The following is a 21,012-nucleotide window of genomic DNA, read 5'->3' on the forward strand; positions in this document are numbered from 1 at the left end:
AAAAACTCCTGCGTTATCGCATGTTCACTTCAAACTACTATTGCAGTTCAATATAAATATCATGTAGTTGACTGTCTCGCTCGACGGTCAATGTAAAATCGGTGGCCTGAGATAGTTCAGTCCATAGCTTTGCCATAACGGTAGCATCGGTAAGATCATTACCATTTAAGCTCACTGCCAAATCATTCGCTTGTAAGCCTACCGCATCAAATAAAGCCCGTTCTTTGCCTGGGTTAACGCGATAGCCCACTAATTCACCGTCGCGTTTAACTTGTGACAAACGAATATAACTAAACAGGGTTTGGGGTTTGTCTAAGATCTCTTGCTTAATCCGACCAAGTTCTGAGGACGGTTCAGCTGCTGGGGCTTGAGGGGCCGTTTGGCGAGCTGGCTGCGATGATGCCTTGTTGAAATCAAGACCATCAAGCATCAAGGTTTCATCACGCCCACTATTACGAATAATCACTCGGTCAGGGTATACCGCCTGAAGCGTCGCACGCGTACCATCAACCGCTTCATTCAAACCATAGGTGTTTTGCTTCCCGCGATGGGTGATAACAGCCAGAGCCGTCTCAGGGTTCGAACTGGCTACTACCCCGGCTAGGGTTAAGCTTAGACGTGTTTGCGGTGCATCTTGCTGTACGGGTTGTTTAATTTCGACTTGTTTCGGCGCATTCGCTTGGTAGCGACCAAATAAATTCATTGCTAATACATCAGACACATCACTTTTTTGCGATGTCGTCGCCGAAACCGTGACGCCTGATGCTTGCCATTCTGCAGGGGCAACGACAGGCTGCATCACTCCCCAGATTAAGCGCCCAGCTATCCATGCCAGTAAGACAACCAGTAACCACGTCAGCGTACGGGTTAACGAAGCAACGGAAAGCCACTGTTTCGACTGTAATGTGCCTAACCAATTTGCTGCAACCATGAGAAATCCATTGTCTTAAAAAGTAAATACTAAAGCCATAATGGCAGATCGATACAGGATACCGTTCAATTGTAGAATCATCACTGATAATCAAACAAATGATCACATAATGCCCAGATAGATCACGGAAATTTTTTTTCTACTATCAATAGACTAGACATTTTGTTCGAATTATTCCCGATTTGATGTTGAAATCTCGAGTCTATATCACCATTTATTACACTCAACCGCCTGCTGACGTGGTGTCAGCAATATGGTATTTTTAGCGCCCTTTTGGGGTAAGGAACCGATCGTGGGACAGAAAGCTTCAGATTCTGACACCCTTCAGGTCCGTCTCGATAAATGGTTATGGGCGGCACGCTTTTACAAAACTCGTTCAATTGCCCGCAACATGGTTGATGGGGGCAAAGTGCAATATAACGGCCAGCGCTCCAAACCAAGTAAATTAGTCGAACTCGGTGCCGAAATTCGACTCCGCCAAGGTAATGAAGAAAAAACCGTGGTGATCGAGCAACTGTCTGGTACTCGTCGCGGCGCACCCGAAGCGCAAACGCTTTATAGCGAAACCGCTGACAGTGTTAAACTACGAGAAGAGCATGCAAAACTGCGCAAGCTCCATGCTTTGGGCAACCCAAGTCCTGATAAGCGTCCTGATAAAAAACAACGACGCGATATAATTAAGTTTAAAAGCAATTCCAATTAACTGTATTAGTTCACGCTCATGCCATTAAGTTTCATTTGCATGACGAACATTGACAGAAATTGGCAATTAAAATACCTGCTGGAGAATACAATCTAATGACAAAAGACAATTTATACCGCTATCTGTTCGACGGTGTATCAGTACGTGGTGAATTAGTTCAGTTGGGCGAAACCTACCAACAGATCATTTCCAGCAAGGAATACCCTGCACCAGTTCAAACTCTACTCGGTGAGCTACTGGTGGCCACTAGCCTGCTGACTGCCACATTGAAATTCGAAGGTTCGATCACGGTTCAGCTACAAGGTGATGGCCCAGTAAAGCTTGCAGTGATCAACGGTGACCACGAGCAAAAACTTCGCGGCGTCGCACGCTGGGATGGTGACGTACCGACATCGGGTTCAATCCATGACCTTATGGGTAAAGGCCACATGGTTATCACCATCACACCAAATAAAGGTGAACGCTACCAAGGCGTTGTTGGCCTAGAAGGCGATAGCCTTGCAAGCTGCCTTGAGGGTTACTTCGAAAACTCCGAGCAGCTAAAAACCCGCATTTGGTTACGTACTGGCGAGTTCGATGGTAATGCCAAGGCTGCAGGTATGCTACTGCAGGTACTGCCTGACGGCAAAGGCTCAGCAGATGACTTTGCTCACCTTGAGCAACTGACTGAAACGGTAAAAGATGACGAGCTATTTAGCTTAGAAGCACAAGATGTGCTTTACCGACTTTACCACCAAGAAACCGTGCAACTGTTTGACCCACAAGCAGTAGAGTTCCACTGTGGTTGTTCGCGTGAGCGCAGTGCTTCTGCCATTTGCTCAATCGAACGCAGTGAAGTCGAGCGTATTGTTGCAGAGGAAGGCAAAGTTTCTCTTCATTGTGACTACTGCGGCACAAACTATGACTTTGATAACGTTGATGTTGCTGCACTGTTCGAAAATGCAGCGAACGACACGAGCAACCAAGTGCATTAATTATTGGCTATTATTAAGCCCGTAAGTTAGTTACAGAAGCCGGACATTGTCCGGCTTTTTTTTGTCCTCAAGCACGGAAAAGCCCCTCCATCTGTAAGCAAATAACATGCTAAGTATCGCTTTTTTCAGCAAAAATATTAATTTCGAGACCTAGCGCAAGTGGTTTACATCGCGATAAACTCATAACCCACAAACCATTTATAACTTTTACCAAACCTTAACGTTTAAGTGGTTAAATTATGATAAACCTCCCTGAATTACCCCTTTAGGGTTGCTAGCATGGTCAACAGTTAAACAACATCTTACCCAAGGAGCACCTATGACTGTCATGAACGTCGAGAAAAAGGTTGCAAAAGATTTAGATTTATCTCAATACGGTATCAACAATGTTACAGAAATCGTTCGCAACCCTAGCTACGAAGTTCTGTTCGAAGAAGAGACCAAGCCAAGCCTAGAAGGATATGAGCGTGGTATCGTAACAGAGCTAGGCTCTGTTGCTGTTGATACCGGTATCTTTACGGGTCGATCGCCAAAAGATAAGTTCATCGTTAAAGATGACACCACCAAAGATACCCTATGGTGGGCAGACCAAGGCAAAAACGATAATAAGAGCATTGGTATTGAAGCGTGGAACGATCTGAAAGGACTTGTAACAAACCAGCTATCAGGCAAACGCCTGTTTGTGATTGATGGCTACTGTGGTGCCAACCCTGATACTCGACTCTGTATTCGTGTGATCACTGAAGTAGCATGGCAGGCGCACTTTGTGAAAAACATGTTCATCCGCCCAACCGAAGACGAGCTGGAAACATTTGAAGCAGACTTCGTGGTAATGAATGGCGCTAAGTGCACTAACCAGAAATGGGAAGAGCACGAGATGAACTCTGAAAACTTCACGGTATTTAACCTTACCGAGAAGATGCAACTCATTGGCGGTACGTGGTATGGCGGTGAGATGAAGAAGGGTATGTTCGCAATGATGAACTACTTCTTGCCTCTTAAAGACATTGCTTCAATGCACTGCTCTGCCAATATGGGTGAAGATGGTGATGTTGCTGTGTTCTTCGGCCTATCAGGCACAGGTAAAACAACCCTATCTACTGATCCAAAGCGCGCACTGATTGGTGATGATGAGCACGGTTGGGATGACAACGGTGTATTCAACTTCGAAGGTGGTTGCTACGCAAAAACCATCAACCTTTCGAAAGAAGCTGAGCCAGACATCTATAATGCAATCCGCCGCGATGCGCTACTAGAAAACGTAACGGTTCGTTCGGATGGCGCAATTGATTTCGATGATAACTCAAAAACAGAAAACACCCGTGTTTCTTACCCGATTTACCATATCGAAAACATTGTTAAGCCAGTATCAAAAGGTGGTCACGCGAACAAGGTGATCTTCCTTTCTGCCGATGCTTTCGGTGTACTTCCTCCGGTTTCTAAGCTAACACCAGAGCAAACCAAGTATCACTTCTTATCGGGTTTCACGGCGAAGCTAGCTGGCACTGAGCGTGGTATCACCGAGCCAACGCCAACATTCTCTGCATGTTTCGGTAATGCGTTCCTAACGCTACACCCAACTAAATATGCTGAAGTCTTGGTTAAGCGTATGGAAGCTGCTGGTGCAGAAGCTTACTTGGTGAATACAGGTTGGAACGGTTCAGGTAAACGTATCTCGATTCAAGATACCCGTGGCATTATCGATGCTATCTTAGATGGTTCTATTGATAAGGCTGAAACCAAAGATATCCCAATCTTTAACCTTGAAGTACCAACATCACTACCAGGTGTTGACCCAGAAATCCTTGACCCTCGTGATACCTACACTGATCCACTACAGTGGGAAAGTAAGGCAATAGATCTGGCAGAGCGCTTCATCAATAACTTCGACAAGTATACCGACACCACAGAAGGTGCAGGACTTGTTGCAGCTGGCCCACAGCTAGACTAATCAATTACTCACTGAGTACTTTTCAAGCCCCTCTTTGAGGGGCTTTTTCATTGTTGGCTTAAAAACCACCATCAGGGCTTGCAGCCAATGATTTTTTCCGCCCTAATAGCAATCTAGCCATGGCCAATTCAGGGAGAATGTATGCGCCTACTCGGGAAAGTGATCGCAACGCTGATGGTTCTGTTATTTCTCGGAGTGACAATTTTCGCCACACTCCTGCACACCCGTTATGCGACGACCGTTGGCCTAGCAGCGATCAATCTCTTCTCGCAGAGCCAAGTGAACGCCACCGCCATTGATTACCACCTCTCGACCCCTTGGCAACTTCACTTTCAACAGCCTAGCCTACAGCGCAAAGGGCAGCCTCCCCTGCAAGCTAAACAACTGTCGATTTGGCTTAGCCCAGACTCGTTACTCGGCAATGGCTGGGTCTTTGATTCACTGCTTATCGACAGTCCTAGCCCAATAAAACTCAACCAGCAACTCACTCGCTTACCTGCAATAAAAGTCCACCGGCTCGCATTAACTGGGGTTAACTTACAGCAGGATGAACTGCGCGTGATCGATGGTGAGCTACAAATCGATAACTGGCACTACGATCCTTTATCACCTCAGCCCTTCTGGCAACAATTTAGCGGCGATTTCCAACTTTCAGCTAATGCCGCACAATGGCGGTCTTTTAACATCGACAATGTATTGCTAGATGGCCACCAACAAAGCCAGCGTTGGATATTGAACGGTTTTTCGATGGCATGGCAACAGGCCGATCTCAGCGGCCAACTGGAGTACCATACTGAAACACAGCAACTGCTCCTTCAGCAATTAACCCTCTCAGATCTACGGTTGCAGGATTCAGCAGCTCAAGATTCACTTCAAGCTGCATTGGAAAGCCTTATACAATCTGGTATCCAGATTACCCTTGAAAGACTTGATGTGCTCGATAGCAGTGTTGAACTACCAGCATTCACACTCAACCATGCCAACCTATCGCTGCAAAACTGGCACTGGCCTCAAACACTCTGGCAACAGCAAGAAGCGCATTTATCATTCAATGCCACAGACGGGAATTGGAATGAAACCGCCTTTATTGAGCCCCTAGCGGAGTTGTACTTTGGACCACAGCAAATCACGATACAGGGCGCATCGCTCGCGTTATTGGAAGGCTATTTGCGAACGTCGGGTACTGTCACCCCAGAAGCCATCCTGTTAGATAGTCTCACCGCCAATGGCATCAAATGGCTATTGCCTGATAATTGGCAACAATCACTTGCCGCTCTATTAAATCCTGTGAAGACATTCAGCCTCAGCAACCTTGATATCGGCTACCTCCAACTCATAGCAGCTGACGATAACACACCATGGCAAGTGTCTGGGCTCAACCTCAAAGGCCATGATTTAATCCTAATGCGTGAGAGTCAATGGGGTCTATGGCAAGGAGAGATCACAACAAGTGCCAGCGTTGCCAGCCTCAATACCGTTAGTATGGTTGAACCCCTAATTGAAATGAGTGCAGCTCAAGGGCAATGGAAAATGACGCGAGCCATTATTCCATTTCAAGACGGGATCATGGAGGCCACAGGGCACTGGGAAAGAAATACTGGTGGGCAACCATGGTCTATCAAGCTTCATGGCGATAGTCTACCCGCCGAGATTATTAGTCGATGGCTCGGTATCGCTTTTCCTCTCAGCGGAAAGTTAGATATTACCGCAAACTTTAATGGGCTGGGTCAGTCTGCGACAGCGCTTGCCTATAGCCTTGATGGTAAACTCGACGGCAGCTTTAGAGATATCAAATTAGCGACCCCAGCGTCAGCACTATGGCAATCCTGGGTAAGTGCCCACCAACCACCTCTCAACACGCTAGAAACCAACAACACACAGGCTACAGCCGCGCCCCAACCACTGACTATCACACCTTTAGCCTTAACGATTGATCGCGGACGTATTCAGCTTTCTCCCACCAAAATGAAGGGAGCAGAAGTCTCGGCACAATTGGACGGTAAATGGGATTTAGCTGCCTCCGAAGAGCAACAGCTAAAATTAGAGGCTTGGCTAGGGTGCCAAGCGCTATCAAAAGTATGGCAGGGCAATAATCAACAAACCGTGTCACATTCATCTTGTGACGGAAACAGCATATAGGTACCTGTAAAGCGGGCTGCAAGTTGCTCACCGCTATACACACTGACCTCAACTTCGACTCGCCCTTTTCGACCACTGGCTAAGCGAGCAATATCACCCCGCAGATCTTCGACCGTAACCACGGCACGTGGCCGCTCTTTCACTGGGGAAAGGTATCGGATATGGCTGTCGACCAGCATAATATCTGCAGGCAACTTACGCTCTTTTAGCAAAATCCAGACAAATCCCCACCCCGCTAACGTTGCCATAGTAAAAATACTACCGGCAAACATGCTTTCATTTGGGTTGAGGTTGGCATTGATCAATGCACTGACTTCAAAGCGATAGCCCGTGTACTGGCTAATTTTAACGCCCATTTTGTCGCTAATAGGGATTTGTGATTGCCATAAATCCTGTAGCTCCTGACACCAATCAGGGTGGCGTACCACCTCATGGAGAGGATCTAAATGTTTGAGCATCTGCTGATGACGAACTGGGCCTTTTTCTTCACTCAGCTCGCCTTGGCTAGCAAAACCGCTACGTAAGTAAAAAGGTATGGCATCTTCACGGGCATTACACACTAAACGCTTTGCGCCATCTTGCCGTGCTAATGACTCCAGCGCCATGAGTACTAATGCCCCCATGCCTTGATGGCGGTGGTTTGGGTGTACCGCCATATAACGAATTTGCCCATCATTATCGGGCGTCATATACAGCCGCCCAATGGCAATCGTCTCACCATTATCATTAATGATCATCCGGTGGCTACTCATATCATCATAAGCATCACGCTCAGAACCGGCAGGCATATGCCAAGGCTCACGTAGCATCCGCCAACGAAAATCATAATAACGGCCTAGCTCATCTTCCGTTTGCGGGGTGATCAGTCGAAACATGAAATCCTTCTCCAACTATCTTTGAGCTATCAGCCCGAAGAAATTAATTATACCTGCAACCAAAAAGTCACTGGGCCATCATTCAATAGTGCGACTTTCATATCGGCGGCAAAAATACCGGTTTCGGTTTGAATGTCTTTCTCTTTGCAACAAGACACAAAATACTCATACAAGCGCTCAGCATCATCCGGAGAGGCGCCAGATGAAAACCCGGGACGCATGCCCTTTTTAGTGTCAGCCGCCAACGTAAACTGAGAGACCACCAACACACTGCCACCAGCTTGCTGAACATTCAGGTTCATCTTACCGTCATTATCTTCAAACACTCGATAACCAAGCACCTTATCACGTAGACGTTGCGCTTTGGCTTCATCATCGCCTTTTTCGACGCCAAGCAGTACCAATAAGCCCTGACCTATCGTTCCCGTTACTTGGCCGTCAACCGTAACACTGGCTTCACTGACCCGTTGAATAAGCGCAATCATTGTTTCTCATTACCTTTAATTTGTTGTTCTTCAATTTCATTTTCTGTCAAAACATTCGCCTGATACGGCTTGCGATCAGGGTGCCAGTGATCTCGCTCCCCCAAACTGGCGGTAATTTCAGCCCCGATCAATACAATACACCAGCATAGGTATACCCAAACAAAAATAATCGGGATCACTGCCAAAGCACCGTAAATAACTTGATAAGACGGAAAATTTGTAATGTATAGCGCAAAGCCCTTTTTACTCAGCTCAAACAGCAGGCTGGCAATCAAGGCACCCACCAATGCATGCTGAAAGCGCACCTTTGTATTTGGCACTAATAGGTACAGTCCTAAAAAGGCACAGCTCGACATTATCACGGGCAAACCACGCAACATTTGCTGAAACACACCGTTAACCGCGTCGCTGTTGAGTAAATTAAGCGATCCCAAATAGGAGCTAACAGCAATACTCGAGCCAACCAAAATAGGGCCGAGAGTCAAGACCATCCAATAGATCGAGAAAGAGATAACAGGACGGCGCTTTTCATGCACTCGCCAAATATAGTTCAACGACTTGTCGATTGATGAAATCAGCATCATCGCAACCACAAACAACGCCCCGACACCAACGGCGGTCATTTTGCCTGCATTCGCCACAAACTCATTCAAGTACTGCTTAACAATTTCACCCGCGGCAGGCACAAAATTTTCAATCACAAAATTTTGTAGTAGCTCGCCAAGCCCGGCAAAAACAGGAAAAGCTGACAGTGCTGATAGCACAACAGTGATCAGTGGTACCAACGACAACAGCGTCACATAAGCCATCGACCCCGCGGTTACCGTCAAGCGATCATGGTTCGCCCTCTGCTGGAGGTAGCAGATATAGGCCATTACGGTTTTCATTCCCTGCCACCATAGAGGCTTGCCAGTTGTCTTTTTGTCATCCATAGTCATGTAATAATTTGCTTTTCTATATCATAATTTTAGGACAGATTTGGAGAATATTATGCCCTACTTGTTTGCCATTTTACTCAGCCTAACCACCCTTACTGGCTGTCAGAGCGCCTATTACTCAGCGATGGAACAAGTGGGCGTGCATAAACGTGACATCATGGTCGATCGGGTTGAAGACGCTAACGAAGCACAACAAGATGCTCAACAGCAATTCACCAGCGCACTGGATGCACTCAAGGCTCTGAATCAGTTTGATGGTGGTGAACTTGAAACCGTCTACAACGACATCAATGACCAATATGAAGCCAGCAGCGACGCCGCAGAAAAAGTCAGCGAGCGCATTGCTGCCATTGAAGATGTTGCCGACGCTTTATTTGAAGAGTGGCAAGATGAACTCTCACTGTACAGCAGCGCAACCCTGCGCCGCGATAGCGAAAAGAAACTCAAAAGCACCCAGGCTTCCTACCAGCGCATGCTTGATGCCATGCATCGCGCCGAGCAAAAGATGACGCCAGTACTCGATACATTACGTGACAATACGTTATACCTAAAGCATAACCTTAATGCGGCGGCTATTGGCTCGTTACAAGGTGAATTTAACTCGCTTCAACAAGATATTCAGCGAGCGATTAACGATATGCAAGCAGCCATTACGGAATCTGAGCGTTTTATCGCACAGCTGAAAAAAGCTTAGAGCGCCCCGCTCTGCTTCAATCGGGTCAGTACCCAACTGGCCCGGGTTTCTATCTCACCCCATGGCACTTCAACCACCTCGTACCCTAGGTTAATGTACGTTTGTTTTAATTGCTTATGGATAGCTTGTGCTTCTTTGAATGTGTGTGGTCGTTCGTCATCTTGCACATAAATATCTTCATGCGGCTCACAGAAAAACACCACTGGGTAATAACCTTGAGCGGCTTCCACATACCGTGGGTCTATGTCCTCACCACCCAGCGTAAGGTAGGCACAAATATCCCCAATGGCACGATCAACAAAAGCAGGCATCGTACCCCGTACAGCTTGTTCACGTTGCTCAGCCATCATACCTAAGCACATGGCTGCAAAACGCGGTAAGTCAGTCCACGGTAACACACCATTATCAATTGCCGCTTGCTGGCGAATTAAGGTCCGTGACACTTCTGGAAACGCCATGTACCCACGCTGGGTCAGGGTATTGAGTAACGAGGTTTTCCCCGCCCCCGGCCCACCCGTAATGATTATCGGTTGCATAGTTTGTTTCTTATAATGTTTTTGTAGGGTTCAGATACAACAATCCCCCCATGGTAGCACCGATGGGGGGATTGGTTAACGGCAATCAGCTAGCAATTATTTTGCTGTACGGCTTGCACGTTTACGATCGTTTTCTGTAAGAAGTTTCTTACGGATACGAATGCTTACTGGTGTTACTTCTACTAGTTCGTCATCATCGATGAACTCTAGTGCTTGCTCAAGCGTGTACTTGATAGCAGGAGAAAGCGTTTGAGCTTCATCAGTACCAGATGCACGAACGTTAGTTAGCTGCTTACCTTTAAGACAGTTAACTGTTAGGTCATTTGAACGGTTATGAATACCGATAACCTGACCTTCGTAAACTTCGTCAGCGTGCTCAGCAAACAGACGACCACGCTCTTGTAGGTTAAACAGTGCGTAAGTCAGTGCTTTACCTGTTGCGTTAGAAATTAGAACACCGTTGTTACGCTGACCAATTGTACCGCCTTTGTGAGCACCATAGTGATCAAATGAGTGGTAGATAAGACCAGAACCAGACGTTAGCGTCATGAACTCAGTTTGGAAACCGATAAGACCACGAGAAGGCATCATGAAGTCCATGCGAACACGGCCTTTGCCATCTGGTGCCATATCAGTCAGCTCACCTTTACGCAGACCGATGTTCTCCATGATACCGCCCTGGTGCTCTTCCACCACATCGATAGTCACGACTTCAAACGGTTCCATTAGCTGACCATCTTCTTCTTTGATGATAACTTCTGGACGAGATACTGCTAGCTCGAAACCTTCACGACGCATGTTTTCGATCAGGATAGATAGGTGAAGCTCACCACGGCCTGATACGCGGAAACGATCTGGGTTATCCGTTTCTTCAACACGTAGTGCTACGTTGTGTACCAATTCTTTCTGCAGACGCTCAAGAATGTTACGTGAAGTTACGAACTTACCTTCTTTACCAGCGAACGGAGACGTGTTCACCTGGAAAGTCATGGTTACTGTTGGTTCATCAACAGAAAGTGCCGGAAGTGCTTCAACGTCGTTGATATCACAAATCGTATCAGAGATTTTCAGCTCACCAAGACCTGTGATAGCGATGATATCGCCCGCTTTCGCTTCTTCAACTTCGTGACGCTCAAGACCTAGGTAACCTAGAACCGTGCCCACTTTACCATTACGCTTCTTACCGTCAGCACCAACAACAGTTACTTGTTGGTTAGGCTTAACTGTACCGCGAGTGATACGCGCAACACCGATAACACCAACGTAAGAGCTGTAGTCTAGCTGAGAGACTTGCATCTGTAGTGAGCCGTCAACGTCAACATTTGGAGCTTCTACAGTATCAACAACAGCTTGGAACAATGGTTCCATATCTTCGCCAACTGAATCTTCTTCCATTGTTGCCCAGCCGTTAAGCGCTGAAGCATAAACAGTTGTGAAGTCTAGTTGTTCGTCAGTCGCACCAAGGTTGTCAAATAGGTCGAACACTTGGTCCATAACCCACTCAGGGCGTGCACCCGGACGGTCAATCTTGTTGATAACAACGATTGGCTTAAGACCGTATGCAAACGCTTTTTGTGTTACAAAGCGAGTTTGTGGCATAGGGCCATCAACGGCATCAACGATAAGAAGAACAGAGTCAACCATAGACATGATACGCTCAACTTCACCACCGAAATCGGCGTGTCCTGGGGTATCTACGATGTTGATGCGGTAATCATTCCAGTTAATCGCTGTGTTCTTAGCAAGAATGGTAATGCCACGCTCTTTCTCGATATCGTTCGAGTCCATTACACGCTCTTCGCTTTCGCCGCGAGCTTCTAGCGTGCCAGACTGCTGAAGCAGTTTGTCAACCAGGGTAGTTTTACCGTGGTCAACGTGAGCAATAATTGCGATATTTCTTAATTTATCGATCTGTTGATTAGACATGGATTTCACATTCACTCAGAACATGCAGCGACCATCGGGTAGCTACTTGGTTAAAAAAACGGCTCATAATCTAACAGATTTTACTCTAAAACCCACGAAATATGTGATTTATATCACCAGCTTTTTTTATTCAGCCTGTAAAGCCCGATATTACTGGATAAATTCACTCTTCATGGGGCTTTTTTTATGCGCCTTGAGCCCTATTTTACACTACATTTAGCAAATTCAGTGAAAACAACTGATTTAATAGTAAATGAATAATATCGACACCAGATTGACAATAAGACAACATCGGCTAATAGTAGGGCATGCACCACAAAGGTGAAAACACACCCATCGCACTATAATGGTGCAATCAATCACCAAAATGGTGCGGGAAATGGAATTCACGCCGCTTAAATCGCGATAAATGCGCGATTTTGGGGCTTTAAAAAGTTGGCACGGTTTTAGCAAAGTAGTTTGTTATAGAGCATTACGCCTGCTCGCCAATAACTTTTTTGCGGCCAGTTGCCCAAAATAACACCGGAGGTTACTCAAGATGTCAGTAGATAACGTACTAGCGCTGATCCAGGAAAATGAAGTTAAGTTTGTTGACCTACGCTTTACCGACACAAAAGGTAAAGAGCAGCACATTTCTATCCCATCCCACCAAATCGATGCAGACTTCTTTGAAGAAGGCAAAATGTTCGATGGCTCTTCGGTTGCTGGCTGGAAAGGTATCAACGAATCTGACATGGTAATGATGCCAGATGCATCAAGCGCGGTACTTGACCCGTTTACTGAAGATTCAACGTTAAACATTCGTTGCGACATTTTAGAGCCTGCAACCATGCAAGGCTACGATCGCGACCCTCGTTCAATCGCTAAACGTGCTGAAGATTTCATGCGCGCAACAGGCCTTGCAGATTCAGTACTAGTTGGTCCTGAGCCAGAGTTCTTCCTGTTTGATGACGTGAAATTCAACACGGACATGTCAGGTTCTTTCTTCAAGATTGATGACGTAGAAGCCGCTTGGAACACAGGTTCTGATTTTGAAGGCGGTAACAAAGGTCACCGTCCTGGAGTGAAGGGTGGTTACTTCCCTGTCGCGCCTGTTGATTCGTCACAAGATATCCGTTCTGCTATGTGTCTAATCATGGAAGAAATGGGCCTAGTGGTTGAAGCACACCACCACGAAGTTGCAACAGCTGGTCAGAATGAGATCGCGACCCGTTTCAACACGCTAACCACCAAAGCAGATGAAATCCAAATCTATAAGTACGTTGTTCACAACGTTGCGCATGCATTTGGTAAAACAGCAACCTTTATGCCTAAACCGCTTGTCGGTGACAACGGCTCAGGTATGCACGTTCACATGTCTCTAGCAAAAGACGGTCAAAACCTCTTTGCAGGCGACAAGTACGGTGGCCTATCTGAAATGGCGCTTTACTACATCGGCGGTATCATCAAGCACGCACGTGCAATCAACGCCTTTGCTAACCCAGCGACGAACTCTTACAAGCGTCTAGTCCCTGGTTTCGAAGCACCAGTAATGCTGGCTTACTCTGCACGTAACCGTTCAGCGTCTATCCGTATTCCTGTAGTACCAAGCCCGAAAGCACGTCGTATCGAAGTACGCTTCGGTGATCCGGCAGCTAACCCATACCTAGCATTCGCAGCAATGCTAATGGCTGGCCTTGACGGTATCCAGAACAAGATTCACCCAGGTGAAGCGATGGATAAAGACTTGTACGACCTACCAGCTGAAGAAGCGGCGGAAATCCCAACTGTTGCTGAATCACTACAGGGCGCACTACAGTCTCTTGACGAAGATCGTGAGTTCCTAACATCTGGCGGTGTATTCTCTGATGACTTCATCGATTCTTATATCGACCTGAAATCTCAGGATGTTGCGAAAGTAAACATGACAACGCATCCACTAGAGTTCGAACTGTACTACTCAGTTTAAGTAACTGATAAGTAATCGACATTACATACTTAGGCCAGCTTCACAAGCTGGCCTTTTTCATATTGCGGCTTATTAACAGGCAGCAAACAATGGCATTCTGTCTTCCCCTCATTCAGAATCGAACTTATGAAATGCCTTTATTTACTCTCGCTCGTCACTGTTTGGACAACCTGTTTCACCGTCCAGGCTGAACCTATTTACACATGGGAAGATGAAGACGGTAAAATCCATTTCAGCGATCAGCCCCAAACCGGTGCAACAGAGCTCATTTTGAAAGTTCCCAAAGTCCAAACACCGCCTCCAAAAACACCCCCACCCACACTGCACCAAGAAGCCACAACGGATAGTCCCGAACTCGCGTTACCGGCAGCCACCATAAAGCTGCTCTCACCAACCCACCAGCAAACCCTGCGAAACAATGAAGGAAATATCAGTGTACGTGCCCATGCTAGCCGTAAGTTAAATCAAGGCCATACCGTACAACTTCTGCTCAATGGCAAGCCCTATGGCAAACCTCAAACTCAACAGCAGTGGCAACTCTCTAATCTCGATAGGGGCAGTCACACCCTACAAAGCCAGTTGCTAAAATACGGCAAGGTTATTGCATCATCAGAAACAGTAACTGTCTTCCTACACCGTGCAACGGTTAAACATCAGAAAGCACCTGCGCCAATGCCCAAATAACTGGCATAGCAAAAGATTTCCTTTCACGGCACCCAGTAGACAGGCTACACTTGATTGCACCAATATGGTGCACACCCTGTTCAATGCACCAAAATGAATTGAACTGACAAGGATAGTTATTGTGACGGCTGAATTTTCTCCACTGATTTTGGATAACCTAGTGACTGCGATTGTACTGCTCGATGAAGAGCTGTCGATCCGTTACGTCAATCCTGCGGCTGAGCAGTTACTGTCTTTTAGCAAACGACGGCTCAACAACACCCACTTTCCTGAACTGCTTCAGCACACGTCACTCGATTTAGGGCTGGTTCAAGCAACCTTACACAGTGGTCAGGGCCTAGCAGATAGTGATGTCACCTTTGTTATTGATGGCCGCCACCATACGCTGGAGCTCAACGCGAGCCCAGTATCGTGGCAAAAAGAATTATTGATTTTACTTGAGCTCAAACCCATCGACCAACAACGGCGGATCAGCCAAGAGCTTAGCCAGCACGCCCAACAGCAGGCCGCTAAGGAACTCGTTCGAGGCTTAGCCCATGAGATTAAAAACCCCTTGGGAGGCTTAAGAGGAGCGGCGCAACTGCTGGAAAAAACGCTGCCCGACCCAAGCTATACCGAATACACGCAAATGATCATCGAACAGGCCGATCGTTTACGTAACTTAGTCGATCGCTTACTCGGCCCACAACGCCCAGGAGCTCGCCAAGAAGATAATATTCACATCGTATTAGAAAAGGTGCGCCAACTGGTTAGCATTGATTGTGGTGATAACATTACGCTACATCGCGATTATGACCCTAGCCTGCCCGACTTCTTGATGGATCCTGACCAACTTGAGCAAGCCATCCTTAATATTGTCAGTAATGCTTCGTTGGCACTGCAGCAGCATCAGGGCGGCAATATCACATTGCGTACCCGTACTGCACATCAAACACTGATCCATGGCAAGCGTTATCGGGTTGTCGCAAAAATCGACATCATTGACGATGGCCCAGGGATCCCCCGCGATATTCAAGACACCTTGTTTTACCCCATGGTTACCGGACGAGAAGGCGGCACGGGGCTTGGCTTATCCATTGCCCAAAACCTTGTCGACCAACATCGCGGAAAAATAGAAGTCATCAGCTGGCCAGGACACACCAAGTTCAGCTTGTATCTACCGATAAAATAACGAAAAACAGCCACTCCCATTGCGATAGGCACTGGCTAAATAAAGAGGAATCACTATGAGCAAAGGACTAATCTGGGTCGTTGATGACGACAGCTCAATTCGCTGGGTACTGGAGCGTACCCTTAATGCCGCCGGACTAAAATGTGAAACCTTTGCCAATGCTGATAGCGTTATCGAGGCATTAGAGCGCAGCGTACCTGATGTACTGGTTTCAGACATTCGTATGCCAGGCATGGATGGCCTGACACTGCTCAAAACCCTACAAAGTGATTACCCGACCCTTCCGGTGATCATCATGACGGCGCATTCTGATCTCGATGCGGCGGTCAATGCCTATCAAGAAGGTGCATTTGAGTACCTGCCGAAACCGTTCGATATTGACGAAGCCGTCAATCTTGTCGAACGTGCCGTGACCCACAGCCAAGAACAAAAGCGTCAGCAACAGCCCGAGGCAACCGAAACTAATGCTCCCGAAATCATTGGTGAGGCACCAGCGATGCAGGAGGTATTCCGCGCGATTGGCCGCCTGTCACGTTCATCTATATCTGTACTAATCAATGGTGAGTCAGGCACCGGTAAAGAATTGGTGGCCCATGCGCTTCACCGCCACAGCCCACGCAGCAGCAAAGAGTTTATCGCCCTAAATATGGCTGCGATCCCCAAAGACTTGATTGAATCCGAACTTTTTGGCCATGAGAAAGGGGCATTCACCGGAGCCAATAATGTACGTCAAGGCCGTTTCGAACAAGCAAACGGCGGCACACTGTTTCTTGATGAAATCGGTGATATGCCATTAGATATCCAGACTCGGCTTTTAAGGGTACTTGCGGATGGCCAATTCTACCGAGTCGGTGGGCATTCCCCGGTGAACGTCGATGTACGTATCATCGCAGCAACCCACCAAGATCTTGAACGCTTGGTCAGTAAAGGGGATTTCAGGGAGGACTTATTTCATCGCCTCAATGTCATTCGCGTGCATTTACCCGCCCTCAAAGATCGCCGCCAAGACATCCCACAACTGACTCGCCACTTTTTACAGTGCGCTTCAGATGAACTGGCAGTAGAAGTAAAAACGCTTCATCCAGATACGGAAGCGGTGCTCAGTACATTGGACTGGCCGGGGAATGTTCGCCAACTTGAAAATACTTGCCGTTGGTTAACCGTAATGGCAAGTGGTAATGAAGTACTCCCCGCAGATCTCCCTCCGGAGCTGATGGCTCCCCCATCGCCGCAGGGCGAGAGTGATGACTCTCAACATTGGCACCACACGTTATCGCGTTGGGCTAAAGAAAACTTACAACAAGGCCATCAAAATTTATTAGGTGAAGCTTTACCGGAATTTGAAAAAATCTTACTTGAAGCCGCGCTTGAGCATACTCATGGCCATAAGCAAGAAGCCGCAAGGCTATTAGGCTGGGGACGAAATACCCTCACCCGTAAGCTCAAAGAACTGAATATCGCGTAATGCCCAGCAGGAGGAAGAACTCAACAGGATCCGTTAGCATAAACAGAGTTTCTTCCTCCATCGACAATATCGCAAACTATCTATAATGATTGTAAATCTTTACTTGCGTATACTGGCGTACCAGTTTTTTATGGGATACCGATAACGATGATTACTAAGCAACTTCCCTTAACCGATCTTCACCGTCACCTTGACGGTAACATTCGCATTCAGACCATTCTTGAGCTTGGCCAGCAGTTTGGCATGGCCCTGCCTGCAACTGACATTGAATCACTGCGCCCTCATGTCCAAATTGTTGAAGCTGAGCCGAGCCTGGTCGCTTTTCTATCAAAGCTTGATTGGGGCGTCGCCGTATTAGGTGATCTCGATGCTTGTCGCCGCGTTGCTTATGAAAACGTCGAAGATGCGCTTAACGCACAAATCGACTACGCCGAGTTGCGCTTTTCACCTTATTACATGGCGATGAAACACAACCTACCCGTTGCTGGTGTGGTTGAGGCTGTTGTCGATGGGGTACAGGCTGGTTGTCGTGATTTTGGGGTACAGGCAAACCTTATCGGTATCTTAAGCCGTACCTTCGGTATCGATGCTTGCCAACAAGAATTGGATGGGCTGCTTAGCCAAAAAGATCATCTTGTCGCGATTGATTTGGCGGGTGATGAGCTCGGCCAGCCCGGCGAACAGTTTGTCTCTCACTTCAAGCAAGTACGCGATGCCGGATTGCAAGTAACAGTCCACGCTGGTGAAGCTGCTGGCCCTGAAAGTATGTGGCAGGCTATCCATGACTTAGGCGCAGTACGTATTGGCCATGGTGTTAAGGCAATCCATGATCCTAAGCTGATGGACTACCTAGCAGCGAATAAAATTGGTATTGAGTCATGCCTGACATCCAATATCCAGACCAGTACCGTGGCCTCATTCGATACCCATCCGGTTAAGCAATTCCTTGACCATGGCATTCTTGCTTGCCTAAATACCGACGATCCGGCAGTGGAAGGAATTGAACTACCCCACGAGTATGAGGTAGCAGCACCGAAAGCAGGCCTGAGCCAAGTGCAAATTCGTCAAGCGCAAATCAATGGCCTTGAGTTGGCATTCTTGTCTGATAGTGACAAGCTAGCACTAAAAGCAAAAGTAGCTAATCGATAATCAATCACTTACCTAACAAATAAGGTCGAATGGATATTTTTTACTCTAAAACCATTCCATTACGACCTTTTTTGCGTAAAATACCGCCAACCTCAGGCCTGACCTGAAATAGTTCGTAACCCGCCGCCAGGCTTTGGTTATCGAAGCGCACGCGACATACCGCAAAACACCAAGAAAAAGTGGGAAACCCACCATGCTGGAAAGTCTCTTTTCATTCAGCGTGGCAATACCTGCCGTCAGTGAACTTGCAGCCAATGGTCCAGGCCATTTTGCCGCAGGTATTCTGGCGCTAATTGCCGCGGTGAATATGTTCAATGGTTGATAGCATCGACCACTGAATCAAAAAAGCCCCCACGACTCAGGTCGCGGGGGCTTTTTATTGCAATCAATATAATTATCTAAAGAGATAACGGCATTAAATCACACGAGAGAACTGCTGCTGACGGGCACGATCACGCAAGTACTTATCAAAGCACATGCAAATATTACGGATCAACAAACGCCCTTTTAACTCAACATAAATGCTACTTTCATCAATCGTTACTAGCTCATCGTTAATGAAGGTCTGTAGCAGCTCAATGTCTTCGGCAAAATAGCTATCGAAATCGATATCAAACCGCTGTTCAATATCTTTTTTATCTAGTTGGAAATTACAAATTAAAGCCTTAATCACTTCACGGCGAAGTAAGTCATCGCTATCAAGTGAGACGCCACGCCACAATGCTTCACGCTTTTCATCAACATTGGCATAATAGTGTTTCAGCTCTTTTTGGTTCTGCGCGTAACAATCGCCAATCATTGAAATAGCTGACACACCTAGGCCTAATAAATCGCAATCACCCTGCGTGGTATAGCCTTGGAAATTACGGTGCAATACGCCACTTCGTTGTGCAATCGCCAATTCATCGTCGGGCAGTGCAAAGTGATCCATGCCAATGAACTGATAGCCCGCTCCCGTCAAGGTCGCAATGGTATCTTGCAAAATAGCCAGTTTTTCGTTTGCTTGCGGTAAATCGGCTTCATTAATTTTACGCTGGGCAGCAAATAGCTTCGGCATATGAGCGTAATTGAAAATCGATAAACGGCCTGGACGCATAGCCAACACTTGGTTTAGCGTGTCAGCAAACAACGCTTGAGTCTGTTTTGGCAGACCATAAATTAAATCCAGATTGGTCGAACGGAAGCCCAACTCATTGGCACGCTTAGCCATTGCAAAAATGAATTCTTCATCTTGCTCGCGATTAACCAGCTTTTGTACTTCTTTATTGAAATCTTGAACACCGATACTCAGGCGGTTAAAGCCTTCGCTACGTAGGTGATCCAGCATATCCAGCTCAATTTCACGCGGATCCACTTCAATACTGATCTCTGCGTCAGCAGCAAAGTTAAACTGGCTTCGTAGCAAATCCATCAAGCGACTAACTTGTGGTTTGGTTAAAAAGGTCGGTGTACCGCCTCCCCAATGCAATTGACTCACCTCGCGATCACCTAATAAGGTGGCACGTTGGCGGATCTCTTGTTCTAGCGCATCCAAGTACTGATCGGCTTTATGCTGATGGCGAGTAATGATTTTATTACACCCACAGTAATAACAAAGCTTGTGACAAAACGGGATATGGACATAGAGAGAAAGTTTACGCTCAGGGTATTGAGCACAAGCCATATCAAATTCCGCCGAGGTAAAGGCTTCGTGAAACTCAAGGGCGGTTGGGTATGAGGTATAGCGAGGGCCAGAATAGTTATACTTTTCTATTAGGGCCTGATCCCAAATAATCTGCTCATTTGACATGACTTATTTCCACTTTTCATATGGGGGAATTGCGAACCACCGAGTTTGCCATAACTCGATAAAGATGTAGATAAATTACGTATTAGGAATGGCCGAACTGCTAACCTGATCAGAAATTCCCTTGCCTAACATCAGTATAGGCAAGGGATTAGCATGTTAATTAAGAAGCCATGGCATTTTTTTGAGCCAGAATAACTTCTAATTCCGCTTTAATCGTATCCTGCAGACGTGCTTCTGCTTTCATGCGAATAAGATCAAGCTTCATGCGCTCTTTCTTTTCCAGCGTTTTACGTGCATCACCACGTGGCATCTCTTTTACCACTTGGTAAAGTTCATGCATAGCCGGATATTGCAGGGCAAAGTCAATGTGCTTATCGCCCTGAAGTACTTCCATCAATTTATATAAACGAATGGAAAGTTCAGACATGTCACACTGATCTTGCTTGCCTGCCTCGGCAATGATCATCACGCTTTCCATGATATTCGCATTACGCTGCCTGATCCCCTCGGCCTGCTGCTTTTCTGCTCGTGCTAAAAACGCCTTATGGCGCTGATTTTGGCGGTGCAGTTTAAACAGTAGGTAACCAGCATAGGTCGCCAAGACAGCAATAATGCTACCGGCCAACCCTAGCCAAAGCGTCATATTCTGCAAGG

19 protein-coding genes are annotated in these 21,012 nt (G+C 46.8%); 11 read left to right on the plus strand and 8 right to left on the minus strand.

Annotated elements, in window-relative coordinates:
• Nucleotides 1-37: 37 nt before the first annotated feature.
• A complete protein-coding gene (gspC, locus tag L4D09_RS11965; protein WP_428457737.1) occupies nucleotides 38-931 on the minus strand; it encodes a type II secretion system protein GspC in 894 nt (297 codons plus the stop codon).
• Between the two features lie 292 nt (nucleotides 932-1,223).
• On the opposite strand from gspC, the gene hslR reads away from it, so the two are divergent.
• The 4 genes from hslR (at nucleotide 1,224) to L4D09_RS11985 (ending at nucleotide 6,698) form a co-directional block, all read left to right on the plus strand.
• The gene (hslR, locus tag L4D09_RS11970; RefSeq protein ID WP_428457738.1) at nucleotides 1,224-1,634 is read left to right on the plus strand and encodes a ribosome-associated heat shock protein Hsp15; all 411 of its coding nucleotides are present in this window, start codon (nucleotides 1,224-1,226) and stop codon (nucleotides 1,632-1,634) included.
• A 95-nt stretch (nucleotides 1,635-1,729) separates the two neighbouring features.
• Nucleotides 1,730-2,608 (plus strand): Hsp33 family molecular chaperone HslO, encoded by an 879-nt coding sequence (hslO, locus tag L4D09_RS11975; protein ID WP_428457739.1) that lies wholly within the window; start codon nucleotides 1,730-1,732, stop codon nucleotides 2,606-2,608.
• A 319-nt stretch (nucleotides 2,609-2,927) separates the two neighbouring features.
• Nucleotides 2,928-4,559 carry a phosphoenolpyruvate carboxykinase (ATP) gene (gene pckA, locus L4D09_RS11980; RefSeq protein ID WP_428457740.1) on the plus strand — a complete coding sequence of 544 codons (1,632 nt, stop codon included), beginning with the start codon at nucleotides 2,928-2,930 and terminating at the stop codon, nucleotides 4,557-4,559.
• 141 nt (nucleotides 4,560-4,700) lie between these two features.
• Nucleotides 4,701-6,698 (plus strand): AsmA family protein, encoded by a 1,998-nt coding sequence (locus L4D09_RS11985; RefSeq protein ID WP_428457741.1) that lies wholly within the window; start codon nucleotides 4,701-4,703, stop codon nucleotides 6,696-6,698.
• Here the strand turns inward: L4D09_RS11985 and L4D09_RS11990 are convergent.
• The 3 genes from L4D09_RS11990 to L4D09_RS12000 are packed head-to-tail and all read right to left on the minus strand — an operon-like array spanning nucleotide 6,653 to nucleotide 8,945.
• Complete coding sequence (locus L4D09_RS11990; protein WP_428457742.1) at nucleotides 6,653-7,573, minus strand: bifunctional GNAT family N-acetyltransferase/hotdog fold thioesterase; 921 nt, start codon at nucleotides 7,571-7,573, stop codon at nucleotides 6,653-6,655. The two genes, L4D09_RS11985 and L4D09_RS11990, sit on opposite strands and share 46 nt — an antisense overlap.
• 47 nt (nucleotides 7,574-7,620) lie before the next feature.
• Nucleotides 7,621-8,058, minus strand: a complete 438-nt coding sequence (gene dtd / locus L4D09_RS11995) for a D-aminoacyl-tRNA deacylase (protein ID WP_428457743.1) — start codon at nucleotides 8,056-8,058, stop codon at nucleotides 7,621-7,623.
• The gene (locus L4D09_RS12000) at nucleotides 8,055-8,945 is read right to left on the minus strand and encodes a virulence factor BrkB family protein (RefSeq protein ID WP_428457744.1); all 891 of its coding nucleotides are present in this window, start codon (nucleotides 8,943-8,945) and stop codon (nucleotides 8,055-8,057) included. The genes dtd and L4D09_RS12000 overlap by 4 nt, the downstream gene beginning before the upstream one ends.
• A 103-nt stretch (nucleotides 8,946-9,048) precedes the next feature.
• Between L4D09_RS12000 and L4D09_RS12005 the strand changes: the two genes are divergently transcribed.
• Complete coding sequence (locus tag L4D09_RS12005) at nucleotides 9,049-9,690, plus strand: DUF2959 domain-containing protein (RefSeq protein ID WP_428457745.1); 642 nt, start codon at nucleotides 9,049-9,051, stop codon at nucleotides 9,688-9,690.
• Here the strand turns inward: L4D09_RS12005 and L4D09_RS12010 are convergent.
• Together L4D09_RS12010 and typA are read right to left on the minus strand one after the other, a co-directional pair.
• Complete coding sequence (locus tag L4D09_RS12010) at nucleotides 9,687-10,226, minus strand: AAA family ATPase (RefSeq protein WP_428457746.1); 540 nt, start codon at nucleotides 10,224-10,226, stop codon at nucleotides 9,687-9,689. The two genes, L4D09_RS12005 and L4D09_RS12010, sit on opposite strands and share 4 nt — an antisense overlap.
• Nucleotides 10,227-10,322: 96 nt before the next feature.
• Nucleotides 10,323-12,152, minus strand: coding sequence for a translational GTPase TypA (gene typA / locus L4D09_RS12015; protein ID WP_428457747.1), 1,830 nt, complete (start codon nucleotides 12,150-12,152; stop codon nucleotides 10,323-10,325).
• A gap of 538 nt (nucleotides 12,153-12,690) precedes the next feature.
• On the opposite strand from typA, the gene glnA reads away from it, so the two are divergent.
• The 6 genes from glnA (at nucleotide 12,691) to L4D09_RS12045 (ending at nucleotide 18,891) form a co-directional block, all read left to right on the plus strand.
• A complete protein-coding gene (glnA, locus tag L4D09_RS12020; protein ID WP_428457748.1) occupies nucleotides 12,691-14,100 on the plus strand; it encodes a glutamate--ammonia ligase in 1,410 nt (469 codons plus the stop codon).
• 126 nt (nucleotides 14,101-14,226) lie between these two features.
• Entirely contained in the window at nucleotides 14,227-14,784 is a 558-nt protein-coding gene (locus L4D09_RS12025; RefSeq protein WP_428457749.1) for a DUF4124 domain-containing protein, read from the plus strand.
• Nucleotides 14,785-14,905: 121 nt separating this feature from the next.
• A complete protein-coding gene (gene glnL / locus L4D09_RS12030; protein ID WP_428457750.1) occupies nucleotides 14,906-15,955 on the plus strand; it encodes a nitrogen regulation protein NR(II) in 1,050 nt (349 codons plus the stop codon).
• Between the two features lie 55 nt (nucleotides 15,956-16,010).
• On the plus strand, nucleotides 16,011-17,420 hold the full coding sequence (gene glnG / locus L4D09_RS12035) for a nitrogen regulation protein NR(I) (protein ID WP_428457751.1): 1,410 nt from the start codon (nucleotides 16,011-16,013) through the stop codon (nucleotides 17,418-17,420).
• A 147-nt stretch (nucleotides 17,421-17,567) separates the two neighbouring features.
• A complete protein-coding gene (add, locus tag L4D09_RS12040) occupies nucleotides 17,568-18,569 on the plus strand; it encodes an adenosine deaminase (protein ID WP_428457752.1) in 1,002 nt (333 codons plus the stop codon).
• A 193-nt stretch (nucleotides 18,570-18,762) separates the two neighbouring features.
• Nucleotides 18,763-18,891, plus strand: a complete 129-nt coding sequence (locus tag L4D09_RS12045; RefSeq protein ID WP_428457753.1) for a hypothetical protein — start codon at nucleotides 18,763-18,765, stop codon at nucleotides 18,889-18,891.
• 93 nt (nucleotides 18,892-18,984) lie between these two features.
• Here the strand turns inward: L4D09_RS12045 and hemN are convergent, their stop codons facing one another.
• Both hemN and L4D09_RS12055 read right to left on the minus strand, forming a co-directional pair.
• Nucleotides 18,985-20,358 carry an oxygen-independent coproporphyrinogen III oxidase gene (gene hemN / locus L4D09_RS12050; RefSeq protein ID WP_428457754.1) on the minus strand — a complete coding sequence of 458 codons (1,374 nt, stop codon included), beginning with the start codon at nucleotides 20,356-20,358 and terminating at the stop codon, nucleotides 18,985-18,987.
• A gap of 160 nt (nucleotides 20,359-20,518) precedes the next feature.
• Complete coding sequence (locus tag L4D09_RS12055) at nucleotides 20,519-21,010, minus strand: DUF2489 domain-containing protein (protein ID WP_428457755.1); 492 nt, start codon at nucleotides 21,008-21,010, stop codon at nucleotides 20,519-20,521.
• Between the last annotated feature and the right edge of the window lie 2 nt (nucleotides 21,011-21,012).

The organism is Photobacterium makurazakiensis, assembly GCF_050336715.1.
GTDB classification, from domain to species: Bacteria; Pseudomonadota; Gammaproteobacteria; order Enterobacterales; family Vibrionaceae; genus Photobacterium; species Photobacterium makurazakiensis.